The organism is Micrococcus sp. 140720015-1 (genome assembly GCF_053627595.1).
The window spans coordinates 178,330-195,288 of record NZ_JBSEYC010000004.1 but is presented as its reverse complement, the minus strand read 5'-3'; the positions used below and the strand labels follow the sequence as shown (position 1 = coordinate 195,288).

General features: G+C 74.7%; 14 protein-coding genes. 4 read left to right on the top strand and 10 right to left on the bottom strand.

Going from position 1 to position 16,959, the window contains the following annotated elements:
- Positions 1-43: 43 nt before the first annotated feature.
- The 7 genes from ACUXPL_RS08240 to ACUXPL_RS08210 all read right to left on the bottom strand — a co-directional run bounded on the left by ACUXPL_RS08240 (position 44) and on the right by ACUXPL_RS08210 (position 8,417).
- Positions 44-967 carry a shikimate dehydrogenase family protein gene (locus ACUXPL_RS08240; RefSeq protein WP_454183369.1) on the bottom strand — a complete coding sequence of 308 codons (924 nt, stop codon included), beginning with the start codon at positions 965-967 and terminating at the stop codon, positions 44-46.
- Positions 967-2,235, bottom strand: coding sequence for an endolytic transglycosylase MltG (gene mltG, locus ACUXPL_RS08235; RefSeq protein ID WP_454183149.1), 1,269 nt, complete (start codon positions 2,233-2,235; stop codon positions 967-969). The genes ACUXPL_RS08240 and mltG overlap by 1 nt, the downstream gene beginning before the upstream one ends.
- On the bottom strand, positions 2,232-2,753 hold the full coding sequence (gene ruvX, locus ACUXPL_RS08230) for a Holliday junction resolvase RuvX (RefSeq protein ID WP_454183147.1): 522 nt from the start codon (positions 2,751-2,753) through the stop codon (positions 2,232-2,234). The genes mltG and ruvX overlap by 4 nt, the downstream gene beginning before the upstream one ends.
- A gap of 7 nt (positions 2,754-2,760) precedes the next feature.
- Positions 2,761-5,472, bottom strand: a complete 2,712-nt coding sequence (gene alaS / locus ACUXPL_RS08225; RefSeq protein WP_454183145.1) for an alanine--tRNA ligase — start codon at positions 5,470-5,472, stop codon at positions 2,761-2,763.
- Positions 5,469-5,858 (bottom strand): hypothetical protein, encoded by a 390-nt coding sequence (locus ACUXPL_RS08220; RefSeq protein ID WP_180535673.1) that lies wholly within the window; start codon positions 5,856-5,858, stop codon positions 5,469-5,471. Before ACUXPL_RS08220 ends, alaS begins: the two co-directional genes overlap by 4 nt.
- A gap of 169 nt (positions 5,859-6,027) precedes the next feature.
- Positions 6,028-6,654, bottom strand: a complete 627-nt coding sequence (gene rpsD, locus ACUXPL_RS08215; protein ID WP_010078585.1) for a 30S ribosomal protein S4 — start codon at positions 6,652-6,654, stop codon at positions 6,028-6,030.
- A gap of 368 nt (positions 6,655-7,022) precedes the next feature.
- Positions 7,023-8,417, bottom strand: coding sequence for a replication-associated recombination protein A (locus tag ACUXPL_RS08210; RefSeq protein ID WP_454183143.1), 1,395 nt, complete (start codon positions 8,415-8,417; stop codon positions 7,023-7,025).
- Between the two features lie 198 nt (positions 8,418-8,615).
- On the opposite strand from ACUXPL_RS08210, the gene ACUXPL_RS08205 reads away from it, so the two are divergent.
- The 3 genes from ACUXPL_RS08205 to ACUXPL_RS08195 all read left to right on the top strand — a co-directional run bounded on the left by ACUXPL_RS08205 (position 8,616) and on the right by ACUXPL_RS08195 (position 11,423).
- Positions 8,616-10,328, top strand: a complete 1,713-nt coding sequence (locus ACUXPL_RS08205; protein WP_060775682.1) for a choice-of-anchor I family protein — start codon at positions 8,616-8,618, stop codon at positions 10,326-10,328.
- 67 nt (positions 10,329-10,395) lie between these two features.
- On the top strand, positions 10,396-10,848 hold the full coding sequence (gene dtd, locus ACUXPL_RS08200) for a D-aminoacyl-tRNA deacylase (protein WP_180535675.1): 453 nt from the start codon (positions 10,396-10,398) through the stop codon (positions 10,846-10,848).
- Positions 10,845-11,423: a hypothetical protein gene (locus ACUXPL_RS08195; protein ID WP_060775684.1), complete on the top strand. Its 579-nt coding sequence runs from the start codon at positions 10,845-10,847 to the stop codon at positions 11,421-11,423. The genes dtd and ACUXPL_RS08195 overlap by 4 nt, the downstream gene beginning before the upstream one ends.
- Here the strand turns inward: ACUXPL_RS08195 and ACUXPL_RS08190 are convergent.
- Together ACUXPL_RS08190 and aspS are read right to left on the bottom strand one after the other, a co-directional pair.
- Complete coding sequence (locus tag ACUXPL_RS08190; RefSeq protein ID WP_180535676.1) at positions 11,416-11,991, bottom strand: DUF4232 domain-containing protein; 576 nt, start codon at positions 11,989-11,991, stop codon at positions 11,416-11,418. The two genes, ACUXPL_RS08195 and ACUXPL_RS08190, sit on opposite strands and share 8 nt — an antisense overlap.
- Positions 11,992-12,188: 197 nt before the next feature.
- The gene (gene aspS / locus ACUXPL_RS08185) at positions 12,189-14,009 is read right to left on the bottom strand and encodes an aspartate--tRNA ligase (RefSeq protein WP_454183140.1); all 1,821 of its coding nucleotides are present in this window, start codon (positions 14,007-14,009) and stop codon (positions 12,189-12,191) included.
- A 145-nt stretch (positions 14,010-14,154) separates the two neighbouring features.
- On the opposite strand from aspS, the gene ACUXPL_RS08180 reads away from it, so the two are divergent.
- Complete coding sequence (locus ACUXPL_RS08180) at positions 14,155-15,447, top strand: APC family permease (RefSeq protein ID WP_454183138.1); 1,293 nt, start codon at positions 14,155-14,157, stop codon at positions 15,445-15,447.
- Positions 15,448-15,506: 59 nt separating this feature from the next.
- Here ACUXPL_RS08180 and hisS read toward each other — a convergent pair whose 3' ends face one another.
- Complete coding sequence (gene hisS / locus ACUXPL_RS08175) at positions 15,507-16,883, bottom strand: histidine--tRNA ligase (RefSeq protein ID WP_180535679.1); 1,377 nt, start codon at positions 16,881-16,883, stop codon at positions 15,507-15,509.
- Positions 16,884-16,959 lie beyond the last annotated feature (76 nt).

The window sequence follows — 16,959 nt, the reverse complement described above, 5'->3', positions numbered from 1 at the left end:
CACGTGTGACCGGACGGGACGCGCCGGATCCGGCGTCCGGCGCTCAGCCGGCGGCCGGGCCCAGGGCGTCCGCCGCGGCGCGCGTCACCGCCGCCCAGTCCGGCCCGGGCATCCCGGCCGCGGCGCGGGGCCGGGCCGTGAACAGCCGGACCTGCTCGACGCCCTGGTGCAGCAGCATGGACAGCCCGGACGCCACCGGACCGCCCTCCCGGGACCAGGCGGCCGCCAGCACGGAGGGCCACGGGTCGTAGGCCGCGTCCAGCAGGGGCGGCAGGGCGGCGTCGGCCGGCACGTGTGCGGCCAGGGCGTCTGCGGCGCGCGGCGGCAGGGTGGCGACGACGGCACGCAGCCCCGGCGCCCGCCGGAGCAGATCCGCCTGGGTCAGGGTCGCCCAGCGCAGCCCGAGCGCGTCGGCCAGGGCCGTCACCTCGGCGGCGCGGGCGGCGTCGCGGACGCCGAAGAGCACCGCGTCCGCGCCGAGCGTGGCGGCGGCGAGGACGGCCGCCGTCGCGGTCCCCCCGTTCCCGAGGACGCCGACGGTCCCGCCCCGGGCGGCACGGTCGAGGCCGGCCGCGGCGAGGGCGCCGAGGATGCCGTCCACGTCCGTGTTCTCCGCGTGGACGACCCCGGGGGCGGCGGGGTGGTCGCGCACGAGGGTGTTCGCGGTGCCCAGGAGCCGGACGCGGTCGCTGACGTGCCCGGCGGCGGCGACGACCGCGCGCTTCAGCGGCATGGTGACGGAGCAGCCGAGCCAGTCCTGCCCACGGGCCGCGGCCGCGCCGCCGTCGGCCGCGCCCGGGGCGCCGAGGTGCTCGGCCGCGAAGGCGAGCACCTCGTCCTCGCCCAGGTCTCGGCGGCCGTAGTCGACGTCGAGGCCCAGGACCCGGTAGGCGGCCGCGTGCAGCACCGGAGAGAGCGAGTGGGCGATCGGCCGGCCCAGGACCGCCGCGCGCAGCACGGGGCGCATCAGCACACCCCCGGATTGGACGCGCAGTAGCGCTGCAGGGTGCGCACGTGCTGCTGGTGCTCCTCATAGGTGCGGGAGAACTCGGTGTGGCCGGTGCCGATGTCCGTGGTCACCCAGTAGTAGGCGTCCGTCTCGGCCGGGTCGAGGGCGGCCTCGACGGCCGCGTCGGAGGGCATGCCGATCGGACCCGGCGGCAGGCCCGGGTGCACGTACGTGTTGTAGGGGTTCGAGGCGTCCTGCCGCTGGCCCGAGGTGAAGCTGAGGCTGCGCACGCCGAGGCCGTACGTGACGGTGGCGTCGATCTGCAGGAGCCCGTGCGTCTCGGTGTTGTCCGGGGCGAGGCGGTTCTCGATGGCGCCGGCGACCTGCCGGTAGTCCTGAGGCAGGGCCTCCGCCTCGAGGATGGAGGCGATCGTGAGCACGCGCTGCTGCTCGGCCGGGTCGCGGACGTCGAGGGCGTCGAGCTCGGCGAGGGTGGGCCGGATCAGGGCGTCGAGCACCTGCTCGGCGGTCGCGTCGACGGGGAGGCGGTACTCCCCCGCGTCGAGCCAGCCCTCGAGCGTGCCCGCCTCCGCGGGGACGCCGTAGCGGGTCGGGTCCTGGGCGGCGGCCTCGAGCTCCTCGCGGGGCAGCCCCGTGGCCTCGGCGACGGCGTCCAGCACCTCGGTGAGTCGCCGCCCGCGCTCCACGAGCACGTAGTGCACGGCCCCGTCCGTGGCGCCTTGGAGCACCGCGAGGGCGTCGGCTGCAGGCATCCGCTCGCGCAGCACGAAGTCCCCCGACCGCACGAGACCGCTGTCCGTGTCCCGGGCAGCGCGCTCGAACGCACGGGCGGAGGCCACGATGCCGGCCCGGTCCAGGCGCGCCGCCACGGAGCCCAGGTCCTCGCCCGGCTCCACCGAGAACGTCACCTCGTCACCCTCGACGGCCGTGTGGTCGGCGCCGCTCAGGAAGCCGCGCACGATCAGCCCGACCACGACGACGAACGCCACGAGCACCGTGCCCAGCACCAGCGCCGTCCGCCGCCGGCCGGCGGCGCGGTCGACCCGCGGGGCCGGATGGGACCCGGTGCCCCGGCGACGCAGGAACGTGCGAGGCCGGCGTGGGCCGGCCGCGTCGACCGACTGGGACGGGGCGCCGAGATCGGCCTCGTCCGCCTCGTCGTGGGCGAAGCCGAACACGTCGAGGTCGTCGTGGACGTCGGCCTCGTCGTCGAGCAGATCGTCCCAGTGGTCCTCACGCCGCGCGTGCTGGTGGTCGCCGGTCACCGGATCTGCTCCCGGTCCTGGCCGGCCCAGCGTCCGGTGCGGCGCTGCTCGTCCACGGCGGCCTGCAGGATCGCGACGGCGGCCGCCTGGTCGATCACGCCGCGGCTGTCCTTGACGGTCCGGCCCGCGGCCCGCAGTCCGGCCTGCGCGGAGACCGTGCTGAGCCGCTCGTCGACGAACCGGACCGGCACGGGGTGGCCCGCCTCGACCAGGGCGGCGGCGACGGCGTCCGCGTAGTCGAGGGCGTCCTGCGTGGACGGCGTGTGCTCGCCCCGCAGATTCACCGGCAGGCCGACGTACACGGCGACGACGTCGAGTTCGCGTGCGTGGGCGACGAGCTCGTCCACGTCACGACGTCGACGCGCATCCCGCCGCAGGGTGGCCACGGGGGTGGCGATCAGGCCGTCGGGATCGGCCGACGCGACGCCCACGCGGGCACGGCCGACGTCGACGCCGAGGGTGCGCCCCCGGCGCACGGCGTCGGTCACCACAGCGGCCCCGTCCTGACCTGCGCTCACGTCCGCCTCAGACCGCGCGCACCGCGGCGACGACGGCGTCCAGCGCGTCCCCGACGCGCGTGACGTCCTGGCCGCCACCCTGGGCGACGTCGTCCTTGCCTCCGCCCCCGCCGCCGAGCACGCCGGTGGCGATCTTGACCATGGCGCCCGCCTTGAGGCCGGCCGCGCGGGCGGCCTCGTTGGTCGCCACGACCACGAGGGGCCGGCCCTTGGCCTCGGCCGTGAGGGCCACGAGCACGGGCGTGCCCGCCGCGTTGCCGCCGGCCGACTCGATCCGGGCGCGCAGGTCCAGCACGAGGGAACGCAGCTGGTCCCCGGCCACGTCGCCGACGTGGTGCGCCAGCACCCGCACCGACGTCCCGGCGGACGTCGTGACGTCCTGGGCCTGCCCGGCGAGCTGGCCGGCCTGGGCCTGCAGCGCCTGGGCCCGCAGCTCCGCGACCTGCTTCTCGGCCGCCTTGAGCCGGTCCAGGGTGGCGCCGATGCGGTCCTTGAGCTCCTCGGCCGGGGCCTTGAACATCTCCGAGAGCTCGGAGACGAGGGTGCGCTCCGCGGCGAGGTGGCGGAACGAGTCCAGGCCGACAAGCGCCTCGACGCGGCGGTTGCCCGAGCCCACGGACTGCTCGCCGAGCAGGGTCAGCGAGCCGATCTGGGCGGTGCGGCCCACGTGGGTGCCGCCGCACAGCTCGCGGGACCAGGCGCCGTCGATCTCCACGACGCGCACCCGGTCGCCGTACTTCTCGCCGAACAGGCTCATCGCGCCGAGTGCGCGCGCTTCCTCGAGGCTCATCTCCTGGGTGAGCACGGCGTGGTCGTCGCGGATGGCGATGTTCACCACGTCCTCGACCTCGGAGCGGGCCCCGGCCGAGAGCGCCTCAGCCCAGCGGAAGTCGAAGCGCAGGTAGCCCTCCTTGTTGAAGGAGCCGGACTGCGTGGCCTCGGGGCCGAGGACCTGGTGCAGCGCGGCGTGCACCAGGTGGGTGCCGGAGTGGGCCTTCTCGCCGTCGAGGCGGCGCTGCAGGTCGATCGCGCCGAGGGCCTGCGCGCCGGCGGCGACCTCGCCGTCGAGGACCTTGACCTTGTGCACGGACAGCCCCTTCACGGGGGCCTGCACGTCGAGCACCTCGAGGCGGAAGCCGTCGCCGGTGATCAGGCCGGTGTCCGCGGCCTGGCCGCCGGACTCCGCGTAGAACGGCGTGGCGTCCAGGACGAGCTCGAGCTCCGTGCCGGCGCCCGCGGACGCGACCTCCTCACCGTTCTGCAGCAGGCCGCGCACCACGGACTCGGTGGTGTGCTCGGTGTAGCCGGTGAAGTGGGTCTGGCCCTCGGCGCGCAGGCGCTGGTACACGGCGGTGTCCGTGTGGCCGGCCTTCTTGGCCTTGGCGTCCGCGCGGGCGCGGTCGCGCTGCTCGGCCATGAGGGCGCGGAACCCGGCCTCGTCCACGGCGACGCCGGCCTCCTCCGCGATCTCCAGCGTCAGCTCGATCGGGAAGCCGTAGGTGTCGTGCAGCTCGAACGCGTCCGGACCCGCGATGCCGCCGCCCGCCGAGCGGGCCTGGCCCACCGCGGCCTCGAGACGGGCCGTGCCCGCGGCGATGGTCCGCAGGAACGCCTTCTCCTCGGCGTAGGCGATCCGGGAGATGCGCTCGAACTCGTCCGCGACCATCGGGTAGGTGCCCTTCATCGCGTCCCGGGAGACCGGCAGCAGCTCGGGGAACACGGGCTCGGTGACGCCCATCAGGCGCAGGGCGCGGACCACGCGACGGATGAGGCGGCGCAGCACGTAGCCGCGGCCCTCGTTGCCGGGGCGCACGCCGTCGCTGATCAGCATCAGGGCCGAGCGCACGTGGTCGGCCACCATGCGCAGGCGGACGTCGTCGTCGTAGTGCGGGTCGGCCGGGTCCTCGGTGGAGGTGTAGGCGCGGCCGGCCAGCTGCGCGGCGCGGTCGAGCACGGGGCGGACCTGGTCCGTCTCGTACATGTTCTCCACACCCTGGAGGATCATGGCGAGCCGCTCGAGGCCGAGACCGGTGTCGATGTTCTTGTGCTCGAGCTCGCCGGCGATGTCGAAGTCGTCCTTCGAGCGCACCGCGGAGAGGCGGTACTGCATGAACACGAGGTTCCAGATCTCGATGTAGCGGGTGTCGTCCGCGGCCGGGCCGCCGTCGACGCCGTACGCGGGGCCGCGGTCGTAGAAGATCTCCGAGCAGGGGCCGCCCGGGCCGGGCTGGCCGGTGTTCCAGTAGTTGTCGTCCTTGCCCATGCGCTGGATGCGCTCGGGACGGACGCCCACGTCCTCGCGCCAGATGCGCTCGGCCTCGTCGTCCTCGCGGTACACGGTGACCCAGAGGCGCTCGGGGTCCAGGCCGAAGCCGCCGTCCTCGACCGAGGACGTCAGCAGCTCCCAGGCCATCGGGATGGCCGTCTCCTTGAAGTAGTCGCCGAAGGAGAAGTTGCCGCACATCTGGAAGAAGGTGCCGTGGCGGACGGTCTTGCCGACCTCCTCGATGTCCGCGGTGCGGATGCACTTCTGCACCGAGACGGCGCGCGGGCTCGGCGGGGTCTGCTCCCCCAGGAAGTACGGGATGAACGGGACCATGCCGGCCACCGTGAACAGCAGCGACGGATCCGGCGAGACGAGCGACGCCGACGGCACCACGCGGTGCCCCCTGGACTCGAAGAAGGCGGTCCAGCGGCGGGCGATCTCCTGGGACTTCATGCGGGGGTGTCCTTCTGCGTGGTGGTGGTCTGGGGGCGGGCGGCGCCGTGTGACGGCGGCTCCACGGTCTCCCCGGAGATGATCGGCCCCGTGTGGGGCAGGTAGGGGGCGGCCCAGGGGGCCTGGGAGCGCACGCGGTCGGCCAGGCGCCGCGCGCCGTCCTGCAGAGCGGCCGCCGCGGCGTCGGCGGCGGCCTCGCCGGCCTGGCGGGCCAGACGCTCCGGGTCCAGGCGGGCGGAGAACCCCGCGCGCCCCCCGGCGGAGCCGGGGCCCGACGTCGGCGCGTCGGTCCCGTCCGTGGCCGGGTGGGCACGGTCGCCGAGGGCGCGGTGTGCGAACCAGCCGGACGCGGCGCCGGCGCCGACGAGCAGCAACGAGCGGAGCATGGCGGGGCCTCCTTCGGACGGCAGGGATTCCGGCCCCACCTTACCGGGCGCGGCGCCGATCCCCGGCGGCGGGCCCGGGGACGCCGCAGGCCCGGCCACCTCCGAGAGGTGACCGGGCCTGCGGGACGCGCGGGGCGCCGTCGTCCGGGACGGGCCCGGACGGGGCGGATCAGCGCGCGTAGTACTCGACCACGAGCTGCTCCTCGCAGGTCACGGGGACCTCGGAGCGCTTCGGGCGACGGGTGAGGGTGGCGCGCAGCTTCTCGATCTCCACGGTCAGGTAGCCCGGGGTGGCGGGCAGGACCTGCTGGTGGGCGCCGGCGGCGGCCAGCTGGAAGGGGACCATCTTCTCCGAGCGCTCGTGCACGTGGATCATCTGGCCCTCCTTCACGCGGAACGAGGGGACGTCCACGCGCTTGCCGTCCACCATGATGTGGCGGTGCACGACGAGCTGACGGGCCTGCTGGATGGTGCGGGCGAAGCCGGCGCGCAGCACGAGGGCGTCAAGGCGCTGCTCGAGGAGCTCGACCAGGTTCTCACCGGTCAGGCCGGCGGTGCGCTTGGCCTCCTCGAAGTAGCGGCGCATCTGGGCCTCGCGGATGTTGTACTGGGCGCGCAGACGCTGCTTCTCCTTGAGGCGCACCGCGTAGTCCGAGTCCTGCTTGCGGCGGGCGCGGCCGTGCTGGCCGGGGCCGTACGGACGACGCTCCATGTACTTCTCGGCCTTGGGGGTCAGCGCGATGCCCAGGGCGCGGGAGTGCCGCACGGTGCGGCGGGTGCGAAGGTTGCCACTCATGGTGGACCTGCCTTTCCTTGACGTGCGGCACGGTTCGGGTTTGTCTCGAGGTCTCGTCCGAGCGCCGGGGCGCACGGGTCAAGGGGACTCGAACCTGGCCTCCCCGCGATCCTGAGGAGAGCTGAGGGGCGTGCCGCCGCCCGTCATCCACTGATGCGCTGCGCGTCCCTCGACCGGGCACGCGGGTGTCCCGTGGACCGTTCGAGGGGGATGCGTCCGGGGCGCAGCGCCTGCCAGACAGCGGACCACTCTACCAGAGCCGGGTCGGCGCCCACGCTGTAGTCACGACACGCCGTCTGCGCCCCGACGACGCGGCGTGTCGTGACCACTCTGCGGCGGGCGGGAGGGCGCCCACCGTCGCTCGCCCCTCACTGCCCCCGGACGATCCGGCGCAGCGCGGCCACCTGCTCCACGAGCCGCTTCTCGTGGCCGATGGGCTTGGGCCGGTAGTAGTCCTTGCCCACCAGCGGGTCCGGGGCGTACTGCTGGCGCGCCACGGCGTGCGGCTCGTCGTGGCTGTAGACGTAGCCCTGGCCGTGGCCGAGGGCCGCCGCGCCGGGGTAGTGCGCGTCCCGCAGGTGCGCCGGCACCCCGCCCGTGTGGCCGGCCCGCACGTCCGCGATCGCCTCGTTCACGGCGGTGTAGCTCGCGTTGGACTTCGGCGCGGTGGCCAGATGCGTCACGGCCTGCGCCAGGATGATGCGTCCCTCCGGCATGCCGATCAGCTGCACGGCCTGGGCGGCGGCCACGGCGGTCTGCAGCGCGGTCGGGTCGGCCATGCCCACGTCCTCGGACGCGGAGATGATCAGCCGCCGGGCGATGAACCGGGGGTCCTCCCCCGCCTCCAGCATCCGGGCGAGATAGTGCATCGACGCGTCCACGTCCGAGCCGCGGATGGACTTGATGAAGGCGCTGATCACGTCGTAGTGCTGGTCGCCGTCCTTGTCGTAGCGCTGGACGTGGTGGTCCATCGCCTGGGCGGCGTCCTCCTCCGTGACCGCGACGGCGCCCTCCCCCGCCCGGCCGGCCTCACGCGCTTTGTCCAGGGCGACGCCGGCCGCGGCCTCCAGCACCGTGAGCGCCCGCCGCGCGTCGCCGCCGGCCATCCGCACCAGGTAGTCCCGCGCGTCGTCCTCGAGCACCACGGCCCCGTTGAGCCCGCGCTCCTGGGTGACGGCACGGTCCAGCAGCCCGACGATGTCGTCGTCCGTGAGGGGACGCAGCGTGAGCAGCAGCGACCGGGAGAGCAGGGGTGCGATCACCGAGAAGGACGGGTTCTCCGTGGTCGCCGCCACGAGCACGACCCAGCGGTTCTCGACGCCGGGCAGCAGCGCGTCCTGCTGCGCCTTGGAGAACCGGTGGATCTCGTCGAGGAACAGGACGGTGGTGCGGCCGTAGAGGTCGCGTTCGCGCTGGGCCTGCTCCATCACCTGCCGCACGTCCTTCACGCCGGCCGTGATGGCGGACAGCTCCGTGAACGTGCGCCCGGGGGCGCGGGCGATCACGTGGGCCAGCGTCGTCTTCCCGATGCCCGGCGGCCCGTACAGGATGACCGAGCTCGGGCCCGCGGCGGAGTCTGGATCGGGTTCGGCGAGCTTGCGCAGCGGGGAGCCCGGCCGCATGAGGTGCCGCTGGCCCAGCACGTCATCCAGCGTGCGCGGGCGCATGCGCACGGCCAGCGGCGCGCCGGGGTGCGGGGCGGCCACGGTGCCGGCCGGGCCGTCGTCGTCGGACTCGTGCGCCGCGGAGAAGAGGTCAGCCATGGTGCCCCCAGCCTAGGCCCCGCCCCGGACACGACGACGGCGCACGACGACGGCGCGCGGCCCCGTCGCCCGCCCCGACGCGCGTGCCCCGGGGGTCACCCGGGGTTGGCCGGGCGTTGACCGGCCGCACGGATCCCGTTCATCCGCGTGGCGTGTGCTCGAGGGCGCATCCCCGTCCCCCGCCCCAGGAGCATCCCCATGCGCACCCTGTCCCGCCTGGCCGCCGCGACCTCGATGGTCGCCCTGTCCGCCGCCGTCGTCGCCCCGCTGACCGTGGCCGCGCCCGCGGCGAACCCGTCCGGCAGGAGCATCGAGCTCACGGCCGCCGGCACCCACGAGACCGGCGTGTTCGACGCCTCCGCCGCCGAGATCCCGGCCTTCGACAAGACCACCGGCCGCCTGTTCGTGGTGAACGCGCAGAAGGGCGCGATCGACGTGCTGACCGTGGGCGAGGACGCCGCGCCCGCCGCCGAGACCGTGCTCTCCGTGGCCGGACTGCCCGCCGCGGACGGCTCGGTGACGGACGCCGGCGCCGTGGTGAACTCGGTGGCGGTGGCCGGCGGCGTCATGGCCGCGACCGTCGAGGCCGAGGACAAGACGGGCCACGGTTGGCTCGCCTTCTTCGACACCCGGACCCTCGGGTTCCTCGGCGGCGTCCGCGTGGGCGCCCTGCCGGACTCCGTGGCCCTCGCCCCGAACGGGGCGTACGCCGTGGTCGCGAACGAGGGCGAGCCGGCGGACGACTTCTCCGCGGACCCCGAGGGCACGATCTCCGTGGTGTCCGTCCCGAAGAACGCCCGGCAGTTCGCCCGTCTGGGCCAGGACGCTGTGCGCACCGTGGACTTCCGCGCCTACGACGAGGGCGCCGCCCTGCCCGAGGGCGTGCGCGTCTTCGGCCCGGACGTGGCCGTCCCCGCCGGCCACGAGGAGGCCGGCCGCATCGCCCGCAACCTCGAGCCGGAGTACGTCTCCATCGACCCGACCGGCCGCACCGCGTACGTCTCCGTGCAGGAGGCGAACGCCGTGGTGGCGGTGGACCTGGCGTCCGCCTCCCTCGCGGACTTCTGGGCCCTGCAGCTGACCGACTGGTCCACCGAGGGCGTGCTCGACGTCTCCGACAAGGACGGCGCGATCTCCCTGGCGCACCAGCCCGTGCTGGGTGTGCCGATGCCCGACGGCCTGGCCACCTACAAGTACCGCGGCGAGACCCTCGTGGTCACCGCCAACGAAGGCGACTCCCGTGAGTGGGGCGACTTCGTGGACGCCGAGCGGGTGAAGGACCTCGAGCTCTGCGCCGACGTGTTCCCCCACGCGAAGGCCCTGCAGAAGAACGAGGCCCTCGGCCGTCTGAACGTCCTGACCGACCTCGGCTACGACGCCGAGCGCGGCTGCCACACCGAGCTGCACGCCCTGGGCGGCCGCGGCTTCTCTATCTACACCGCGGACGGGCAGCGGCTCTTCGACTCGTCCGGGATGCTCGAAGAGCAGATCGCCCGCCTGATCGCCGTGGGCGAGCTGCCCGCGCACGCCTTCAACGCGAACAACGACGAGACCCCGAGCTTCGACTCCCGCTCCGACGACAAGGGCGTGGAGCCCGAGTCGGTGGTGGTCGGCGAGGTGCAGGGGCGCCAGTACGCGTTCGTGGGCCTCGAGCGCATCGGCGGCATGATGGTCTTCGACATCACCGATCCCACCGACGCCCGTTACGTGGACTACGTCAACGAGCGGGCCTGGGACGCCGTGGGCGAGGACGGTGACGCCGGTCTGGGCGACATGGGCGCGGAGGGCCTGGCCTTCGTGCCGGCCTCCGACTCCCCCTCGGGCACCGCCCTGCTGATCGTGGCCAACGAGGTCTCGGGCTCCACCACGCTGTACGAGGTGGACCCGGTGAAGGGCGGCAAGCGCCAGTGACCTCTGACGCGGGCCTGGCGCTCATCTCACAGGCGCGCTGCGGGACGGCTCGGGGCAGAATGACCCCATGAAAGCCGTCCTGCAGCGCGCCCGATCCGCCTCCGTCACCGTCGCCGGGGAGGTGGTCGGCTCCTTCGAGGGCGCCGGGCTGGTGATCCTGCTCGGGGTGAGCACGCAGGACACCGGCGCCGAGGCCGACGCCCTGGCGGCCAAGGTGGCCACCCTGCGCATGCTCGACGGCGAGGCCTCGCTCGTCAGCGCCGGTGCGCCCGCGCTCGTGGTCAGCCAGTTCACGCTCTACGGGGATGTCCGCAAGGGCCGTCGCCCCTCCTGGACCAGCGCCGCCCGCCCGGAGCACGCCGAGCCGCTGTACGAGCGGTTCGCCGCGGGGCTCGAGGCGGAGGGCGTGCGCGTGGAGCGGGGGGTGTTCGGCGCGCAGATGGACGTCGCCCTCGTCAACGACGGCCCCTTCACGCTCATCGTGGACACCGCCGACCTCGCCGGGCCGCGGCGCGGATGAGCGGCGACCCCCGCCCCTCCGCCGCACGGGCCCGCGCGAAGCGGCGCGCCGGCGCCGCCCGGCCGGCGTCGGAGGCCGCCGTGCACACGGTGACCGCGCCGCCGGGCCATGCGGCCCTCGGCTGGGGCGTGCTCGGCGTGGCCGCGCTGCCCCTCGTCCTGCTCCCCCTCCTGGAGCCGTCGGCGCGCACCCCGGGCACCGCGATCGCCTCCCTGGCCGCGCTGGCGTTCCTGGTCGTCCTCCTGCAGGCCGGCTTCCTGCGCGCCCGGCTGCGGGTCGAGGTCGACCGGGGCGCCGCCGTCGTGCGGTTGCGCGGCCCCCTATATGCCCGTGAGGTCCCGCTGGCGGACCTGGCCCGTGTGGAGGTCCGGGACGACGACGGGCAGCAGCATGGGTGGCTCAACTGGCCCGTGTCCGGGCGGGCGGCCTCGCGCGGCGGGGTGCGGCTGACCCTGGGCGGCTCCGCCGCCGTGGCCCTCCGCACGCGCGACGGGCGGCGGTGGACGGTGGTGACCGAGGATCGCGCGCAGGCCGAGCGCATCGCCGCGGACCTGCAGGCCGCCGGGCTCACCTGAGCGAGAACGGCCCCACCCGCAGGCTCGTGAACGCCCCGATGTCGGCGGCCTCGCGCTCGGCGTCCTCGACGCGCAGGGGCGGCTGGTCGGCGTGCAGCTGCAGCACGAGGTCGCCCAGGGGCTCGCTCTCGGCCCCGCCGAGGGCCCCCGACCACTCGATCCGCACCTGCGCCGCGCCGCCCGCCGGGACCCGCAGGTCCGTGGCGACGGCCCCCTCGTCGCCGTGCTGGAACCCCTCGGTGAAGGGCAGCTGCTGGACCTCGGGGGTGAAGCGGTGGCCGTACGCGCCCCGGGCGCCGAGGCCGGGGTACCCGCGCAGGGAGCACGGCTCGGCGCCGGCGTTCGTGATCGTGATGGTCCCGTAGCGGTGCCCCAGGGCCGCGTCCTCGAAGACCAGCGCCGCGCGCACGTCCGCCGGACCGCAGGCGCCCTCCCCGCCGACGTCCGAGGCGGGCAACCCCAGCAGCGCCCGCCGGGCGTCGTCGTCGAGGGCGGCGAAGGGCACGACCGGCCGGTCGTCCGGCTCGTCCACCCCGGGCGCCGCCTCGCTCTCGTGCGCGGGGCCCACGGATGCAGCCGTACCGGGGGACGGCGCCGTGGGGGCGGGGTCGGCGCACCCGGTCAGGGCGAGCAGCCCCGCGGCGAGCAGGCCGAGGAGGACGGCGGGCGGCCGGGTCCGCCCGCCCGGATGCGGAGACCGGCCGCACCGCCGCCGCGCCCGGGGAGTCCGAGCGCCGGCGGCCGTGCGGCCGGTCCCCGGCGAGATCACGCCTGCGGCTGCCCGGCGGCCTCGGCCCTCTTCGGCTCGGGCTTCGCGTCGACGCCGGCCTCCTTGCGCTGCTGCGCGGTGATGGGCGCGGGCGCGGCGGTGAGCGGGTCGAAGCCGCCGCCGGTCTTCGGGAAGGCGATGACCTCGCGGATGGACTCGGTGCCGGCGAGCAGCGCCACCACGCGGTCCCAGCCGAAGGCGATGCCGCCGTGCGGCGGGGCGCCGTACTTGAAGCCCTCGAGCAGGAAGCCGAACTTCTCCTGGGCGTCCTCCTGGGACAGGCCCATCACGGAGAACACGCGCTCCTGCATGTCCTGGCGGTGGATGCGGATGGAGCCGCCGCCGATCTCGTTGCCGTTGCACACGATGTCGTAGGCGTAGGCCAGCGCGGAGCCCGGGTCGGTGTCGAAGGTGTTCGCGAACTCCGGCTTGGGGGACGTGAAGGCGTGGTGCACGGCGGTCCAGGCGCCGGAGCCCACGGCCACGTCGCCGGAGGCCACGGCGTCCGCGGCCGGCTCGAACATGGGGGCGTCGACGACCCACACGAACGCCCAGTCGGCGTCCTTGGCCTCGACGCCGTTCCCGGCGTCCGTGAACAGCTCGCAGCGGCGGCCGATCTCCACGCGGGCGGCGCCCAGCAGGGCGCGGGACTCCTTGGGCTTGCCGGCGGCGAAGAACACGCAGTCGCCCGGGTTCGCGCCGACGGCGGCGGCCAGGCCGGCCTTCTCCTCGTCCGAGATGTTCTTGGACACGGGGCCGGTGAGCGAGCCGTCCTCCTGGATGAGCACGTAGGCCAGGCCCTTGGCGCCGCGCTGCTTGGCCCACTCCTGCCAGGCGTCCAGGGTGCGGCGGGCCTGGGAGGCGCCGCCCGGCATCACGACGGCGCCCACGTACTCGTTCTGGAACACGCGGAACGGGGTGTCCTTGAAGTACTCGGTCAGGTCCGTCAGCTCGAGGCCGAAGCGCAGGTCCGGCTTGTCCGAGCCGTACTTCTCCATCGCCTCGGCGTAGGTCATGCGGCGGATCGGCGTCGGCACGTCCACACCGACGAGGGCCCACAGGGCCTTGACGATCTTCTCGCCGAGGGCGATCACGTCGTCCTGCTCCACGAAGGAGGCCTCGATGTCCAGCTGGGTGAACTCGGGCTGACGGTCCGCGCGGAAGTCCTCGTCACGGTAGCAGCGGGCGATCTGGTAGTACTTCTCGATCCCGCCCACCTGCAGCAGCTGCTTGAACAGCTGCGGCGACTGCGGCAGGGCGTACCAGGAGCCGGGAGCCAGGCGGGCCGGGACGAGGAAGTCGCGGGCGCCCTCCGGCGTCGAGCGCGTGAGGGTCGGGGTCTCGACCTCCACGAAGCCCTCGCCGTGCAGCAGCTCGCGCGCCGTGCGGTTGACCTCGGAGCGCAGGCGCATGATGCGCGAGGGCTGCGGGCGGCGCAGGTCCAGGTAGCGGTGGCGCAGCCGGGCCTCCTCGCCGACCTCCACGTGCTCGTCCACCTGGAACGGCAGCGCGGCGGCGGTGTTGAGCACCGTCACGGTCTCCGCGATCAGCTCGATCTCACCGGAGGGCAGGTTCGGGTTCTCATTGCCCTCGGGGCGGCGCTCGACCGTGCCGGTGACCTGCAGGACCCACTCGTTGCGCAGCGGATCGAAGTCCGCCTCGTCCCGCACCACGACCTGGGCGAAGCCCGAGGCGTCGCGCAGGTCCACGAAGGCCACGCCGCCGTGGTCGCGCCGCCGCGCCACCCAGCCGGTGACGGTGACGGTCTGGCCGATGAGCGAGGCGTTGAGCTCGCCGAGGGAGTGGGTGCGCAGCACGAGGATCCTCTCCGTCCGGTCGCCGGACGATGTGCGGGGTTCATGTGATGGTCGACGCCGTGTGATACGCCTGCGGGGCGGGCGCGCGCCGTTCCCGTCAGTCTAGTGCCCCGTCCGCACTGCCCCAGCCCAGGAGGACCCCGTCATGACCGCCGCCCTGCAGCGCCGCCTGACCCTGCTCCACGCCGTCGCGATCGGCCTCGGCTCGATGATCGGCGCAGGCGTCTTCACCGCGATCGGCCTGGCGGCCGCGCTCACCGGCGGCCACCCCGGCCTGCTGTACGCGGCCCTGGCGATCGCGGCCGTCGCGGCCCTGTGCAACGCCTTGTCCACGGCGCAGCTGGCCACCGTCCATCCCGAGTCCGGCGGCGCCTACGTCTACGGCCGGCGGCAGCTGCACCCGTGGGCCGGCTTCGTCGCCGGCTGGGGCTTCGTCACGGGCAAGACCGCGTCGGTGGCCGCGATGGCGGCCACCCTCGGCCTGTACCTCTTCCCCGACGACGCCGCCGCGGCCCGGTGGACGGGCGTGGCCGCCGTCGTCGTGCTCACCGGGGTGGCGATGGCGGGCGTGACGCGGACCGCGCAGGCGACGACGGCGATCCTCGTGCCCGTGCTCGCCGTGCTCGTCCTGGCCATCGGCGCCGGCCTGACGCGCGAGGCCCCCGGGGGCTCGGCCGCGGCGCTCGGCGTCGACTCCCCCGTGCAGGGCGTGCTCATGGGCGCGGGCGTCCTGTTCTTCGCGTTCGCCGGCTACGCGCGCGTGGCCACCATGGGTGAGGAGGTCATCGACCCCGCACGCACGATCCCGCGCGCCATCCTGATCGCCCTCTCGGTGACTGTGGCGCTGTACCTGCTGCTCGCCACGGCGCTGATCTCGGGCCTCGGGATCTCCGGGCTGGCCCGGTCCCCGGCGCCCGTGCGCGACCTGCTCGAGACCGCCCTGGGCTCCGGCTGGGGCTGGGTGGCCGTGGCCGGCGCCGCCCTCGCCGCGGCCGGGGCCATGCTCAACCTGCTGACGGGCGTCTCCCGCACCGCCCTGGCCATGGCCCGCGAGGCCGACCTGCCCCGCCCCCTGGCACGGGTCCATGCGGGGACCGGCACGCCGTGGACGGCTCAGCTGACGGTGGCCCTGGCCGTGATCCTGCTCCTGCTCACCACGGACATCCTCACCGTGGTGGGCTTCAGCTCGTTCGGCGTGCTCGTCTACTACGCGGTGGCGAACCTGTCCGCCCTGACGCTGCGCAGGGACGACGACGGCCGCCGCCCGGCCCGGCCGCGCCCGCTGCGTGTCCCTCGCGCCGTCAACGTGCTCGGCCTGGCCCTGTGCCTGCTGCTCGCCCTCTGCCTGCCGCCGATGTCCGTGGCCGCGATGGCGGGCGTGTTCCTGATCGGGGTGGGCGGGCGCGCGTTCGTGCGGGCCGGGCGCCGGAGCGGGTGACCCGACGCGCGGACGGGTGTCGGCGCCGCACGCCGGGGCCGGCGCACCGGCCCGCCCGCTCAGTCCTGGGCGCGGGCGACCTGCGGCAGCAGGTCCTCGGCCGGCGGGGTCCAGTCGGCCGGGTCCGCGGCGTGCTGCTCGCCGGAGCGGATGTCCTTCACCTCGTGGACCCGCGCGCCGGCGTCGTCCCGACCCATGAACCAGACGAACGGGATGCCGCGGCGGTCCGCATACTTGATCTGCTTGCCGAACTTCTCCGCGGACACCGCGACCTCCGCGGGGATGCCGCGCTCCCGCAGCAGGGCCGCGACGTCCTGGGCCTCGGACCAGTCCTCGTCCGCCGTCAGCGCCACGTACACCGCGGTCGGCACGGAGCGGGAGGCCGCGGCCATCTGCTGGGACAGCATGCGCATCACCAGCCGCGTCACGCCGATGGACAGTCCGACACCGGGGAACACGCGGTTCCCCTTGGACGCGAGCGCGTCGTAGCGGCCGCCCGAGCAGATCGAGCCGAGCTGCTCGTGGCCCACCAGGACGGTCTCATAGACGGTGCCCGTGTAGTAGTCCAGGCCGCGCGCGATGGACAGGTCCGCCACGGCGCGCCCGGGGGCGCGGCGGTGCAGGGTGGCGACGACGTCGGCCAGCTCGGTCAGCCCCTCCTCGAGCAGCTCGTGGGTCACCCCCAGGGCGCGGACCCGCTCGACGAACGAGGTGTCCGACGTGCGGATGTCCGCCAGGGCCAGCGCCTGCGCAGCCTGCTCGGGGCTCGCGCCGACCTCCTCCTGGAGCAGCCGCGCGACCTCCTCCGGGCCGACCTTCTCCAGCTTGTCGATGCTGCGCAGCACGCCGGCGGTGTCCTCCAGGCCGATGCCCCGGTAGAAGCCCTCGGCGAGCTTGCGGTTGTTCACGCGGATGAGGAAGTCGCCGATCGGCAGGGCGCCGAGCGCCTCGGCCATCACCAGTGCGACGTCGGCGTCGTACCGGGGCGAGAGGGCGCCGTCGCCGACGACGTCGATGTCCGCCTGGGTGAACTCGCGGGCGCGGCCCTCCTGAGGGCGCTCCCCGCGCCAGACCTTCTGCATCTGGTAGCGACGGAAGGGGAAGGCGAGGTGGCCGGCGTTCTCCACGACGTAGCGGGCGAACGGCACGGTGAGGTCGAAGTGCAGGGCCAGGCGCTTGGGGTCGGCCGGGTCCTTGGGATCGCGCAGGCCCGCGGCGACCTCCTCGTCCTCGGCCAGGCGCGAGACCGCGTACACCTCCTTGTCCACCTCGCCCTTGCGCAGCAGCTGGCCCAGGGTCTCCACGGCACGGGTCTCGATGCCGACGAACCCGTGCAGCTCGAAGGTCCGCCGCAGCGTGTCGAGCACGTGCTGCTCCACGAGCCGCTCGGCGGGCAGCCACTCGTGGAAACCGGACAGGGAGGCCTTGCGGGACATGGCGATCCTTCGAGACGACGACGGCGGGGACGCGCGACGGTCCCCCGCCGGCGCACCGGCCCATTCTAGGCGCGGG